The organism is Mesorhizobium sp. M2A.F.Ca.ET.042.01.1.1, from assembly GCF_003997405.1.
Classification (GTDB): domain Bacteria; phylum Pseudomonadota; class Alphaproteobacteria; order Rhizobiales; family Rhizobiaceae; genus Mesorhizobium.
Map to the genome: position 1 here is coordinate 1 of NZ_RZRX01000427.1, position 3149 is coordinate 3149.

At 65.3% G+C, this 3149-nt stretch carries 4 protein-coding genes; 1 reads left to right on the forward strand and 3 read right to left on the reverse strand.

Features of this window, described 5'->3' with window-relative positions; genetic code table 11:
• Positions 1-265 (reverse strand): aldolase/citrate lyase family protein (locus EOA23_RS33095; RefSeq protein WP_245474428.1); only part of this gene is annotated, 265 nt, incomplete at its 3' end.
• Between the two features lie 122 nt (positions 266-387).
• On the opposite strand from EOA23_RS33095, the gene EOA23_RS33100 reads away from it, so the two are divergent.
• Positions 388-1479, forward strand: coding sequence for an LLM class flavin-dependent oxidoreductase (locus EOA23_RS33100; RefSeq protein WP_127307157.1), 1092 nt, complete (start codon positions 388-390; stop codon positions 1477-1479).
• On the opposite strand, the gene EOA23_RS33105 is transcribed toward EOA23_RS33100, so the two are convergent.
• Positions 1480-1875: a RidA family protein gene (locus tag EOA23_RS33105; protein WP_127307158.1), complete on the reverse strand. Its 396-nt coding sequence runs from the start codon at positions 1873-1875 to the stop codon at positions 1480-1482. It abuts the gene before it with no gap.
• Between the two features lie 35 nt (positions 1876-1910).
• Positions 1911-3059, reverse strand: coding sequence for an acyl-CoA dehydrogenase family protein (locus EOA23_RS33110; protein WP_127307159.1), 1149 nt, complete (start codon positions 3057-3059; stop codon positions 1911-1913).
• Positions 3060-3149: the final 90 nt, after the last annotated feature.

The following is a 3149-nucleotide window of genomic DNA, read 5'->3' on the forward strand; positions in this document are numbered from 1 at the left end:
CGCCTTGTGCGCCGCTGTCCAGCGCCGCCTGGATCGCCTCCGGCGCATGGCCGGGAACGCGCACCATGGCCGGCACGCGATGCACGTCGGCCGCCCGCACCATGGCCTCGATCGTCTCGCGCGAGATCTGCGCGTGTTCCCAGTCGATGCACAGGAAATCGAGCCCGGACGATGCCATGACCTCGACGGCGACCGGATGGGGAATGGCGGCAAAAGACCCGACCAGGTTGGTCCTGCTGATACATTTCTGGCGGAACTCGTTCATGCCGATCCCCTTTTCATGTTGTCCAATCCATATCCGCAAACGACGACGAGGCGAAGCTATTTCAGGCTTGAAATATTTTCACGCCGGCCTAGCGTGTGGCGTTCCGCCCAAGAGTTTCCAAGATGATCAAAGCACATCCCCTGCATGGCCCGAACAGACTGAAGCTTGGCGTGTTCTCGACCAACGCGGATGGCGGCCTTGCCATCACCGATGTGCCGGAGCGCTGGACGGCAAGCTGGCAGGATAATCTGACGGCGGCGCAGATCGCCGACCGCGCCGGGCTGGAATTCATGCTGCCGATCGCACGCTGGCGGGGCTTCGGCGGCCGCAACAAGGTGCGCGAATTCTCCTTCGAGACTTTCACCTGGGCCGCCGCCCTTGCCGCGGCCACGGAGCAGATCGGCCTGTTCATGACCGTGCATGTGCCGCTCGTGCATCCGCTCTACGCCGCCAAGGCGCTGGCGACGGTCGACCATATCAGCCAGGGGCGCGCGGGGCTCAACATCGTCTGCGGCTGGAACCCGAAGGAATTTGGCATGTTCGGCACGCCGCTGGTCGAGAAGGGCTACGACCAGGCGGCCGAATGGATCGAGATCCTGGAGCGGCTTTACGCTTCGAGCGAGCCGCTCGATTATGAGGGCGCCTACTATCGCCTGAAGGAGGCGGTGAGCCGGCCGGCCAGCCTGCAGGTTCCGCGCCCGGTGACCATGAACGCTGCCTTCGGCGGCCCCGGCCGCGATTTCGCAGCCGCCAGATGCGACTATCTGTTCACGACCTTCTCCGAGATGAGCGACGCCGGCAAGCATGTCGCCGACATCAGAGAACGTGCCGACAAGGTCGGCCGCAACGTCGGCGTCTATACAGTTGCGCATGTCGTCTGTCGCCCGACCATGGAAGAGGCGCAGGCCTATTACACGCGCTATGCCGTCACTTTGGCCGACCACGAGGCGGTCGATGCGCATATGGCTGGCAAGAAGGAATTCTCGCAATCGCATGACCAGCATGCCTATGACCGATACCGCCAGCGCTTCGCCGGCGGCGCCGGAACCTACCCGCTGATCGGCACCCCTGAAACGATCGCCGCCGACATGGCTTCCATCGCCGCGCATGGCTATCAGGGCATCGCGCTGTCCTTCGTCAACTACACGCAGGAGCTGCCCTATTTCTGCGATCACGTGCTGCCGCTGCTGAAGCAGGCCGGACTGCGTCAGTAGTCAGTCAGGTATGACCGCGGTCGCCTGGATCTCGACCTTGGCGCGGTCCTCGACCAGCGCCACCACCTGCATGGCCGCCATCGCCGGAAAGTGCCGGCCGATAACGGCGCGATAGGCCTCGCCGATGCCTTTGAGGTTACCGACATATTCGGCCTTGTCAGTGAAATACCAGGTCATCGAGGTGATGTGCCGCGGCTCGCCGCCGGCTTCGGCCAGCACGGCGACGACGTTGGCGAGCGTCTGGCGCACCTGGCCGACGAAGTCGTCGGTCTCGAATTTGCACTCGGCGTTCCAGCCGACCTGGCCGCCGATAAAGACAAGCCGGCCACGCGCGGCCACGCCATTGGCATAGCCGACCGGTTTGGCCCAGCCCTCAGGCTGCAGGATGGTGTGCATGTCTCCCCCCATTTCAGATGCGGTTGGCAAAGGTTTCACGCCGCGCCCATGACCTGCCTGGCGATCACCACCTTCTGCACGTCGGAGGCGCCCTCATAGATGCGCAGCGCCCTTATTTCGCGGTAAAGGCTCTCGACGATATGGCCCTTGCGCACGCCGTCGCCGCCATGCAGCTGCACCGCCTTGTCGATCACCTCCTGCGCCTTGTCGGTGGCGAAGAGCTTCGCCATGGCGGCCTCGCGCGTCACCCGCGCGGCGCCCATGTCCTTGGTCCATGCGGCGCGGTAGATGAGCAGCGCGGCGGCATCGACATCGAGCGCCATGTCGGCGATGTGGCCCTGCACCATCTGCAGCTCCGCCATCGGCGCGCCGAACAGTTTGCGCTCGGCGGCTCTGCTGACGCTCTCGTCCAACGCGCGCCGCGCGAAGCCAAGCGCTGCCGCGCCAACAGTCGAGCGGAACACGTCGAGCACCGACATGGCGATGCGGAAACCGTCGCCGGGCTTACCGATCAGGGCGGAAGCCGGAATGCGGACAGTGTCGAAGGAGAGCCGCGCCAGCGGGTGAGGAGCAATGACCTCGAGCCGTTCGGCGATGCTGAGACCCTTCGTGTCGGCCGGCACGATGAAAGCGGAAATCCCCTTGGCGCCGGGCGCCTCGTTGGTGCGGGCGAAGACGACATAAAGGTCGGCGATGCCGCCATTGGAGATCCAGGTCTTTTCGCCTGAAAGCAGATAATCGTCGCCTTCGCGGACGGCCGACATCTCCATGTTGGCGACATCGGATCCCGAGCGCGGCTCCGACAACGCGAAGGCCGAGATCGCCTCCCCCGCCCGCGTCTTCGCAAGCCAGCGCTGCTGGTCCGGCGTCCCGAACAGCGAGATCGCGCCGGTGCCAAGCCCCTGCATGGCGAAGGCGAAGTCGGCGAGGCCATCGTGGCGGGCGAGCGTCTCACGGGTGATGCAGAGCGTGCGGACATCGAGCGGTCCGGGGTTGGCCAGGTCGAGCGCCGTCGGCTTCAGCCAGCCATCGCGGCCGAGTTTCGCGACGAGCTCGCGGCATGCGGCATCGACGTCGTGGTGATCGACGGGGAGGTTTTTCGCGCACCAGGCGTCGAGACGGTCGGCGAGGTCGCGGTGGCGGTCTTCGAAGAAGGGCCAGTTGAGGAAGGACCGGTCAGGCATTTGTGCCTCCGCAGTTCCGCGAGGTTTGCGCTCCACGGCGCCCCCCTCTGTCCTGCCGGACATCTCCCCCACAAGGGGGGGGATTGGCAG

Coding starts and splice junctions, on each gene's coding strand:
- EOA23_RS33100 (WP_127307157.1), top strand. CDS start 388: ATGATCAAAGCACATCCCCTGCATGGCCCGAACAGACTGAAGCTTGGC.
- EOA23_RS33105 (WP_127307158.1), bottom strand. CDS start 1,875: ATGCACACCATCCTGCAGCCTGAGGGCTGGGCCAAACCGGTCGGCTAT.
- EOA23_RS33110 (WP_127307159.1), bottom strand. CDS start 3,059: ATGCCTGACCGGTCCTTCCTCAACTGGCCCTTCTTCGAAGACCGCCAC.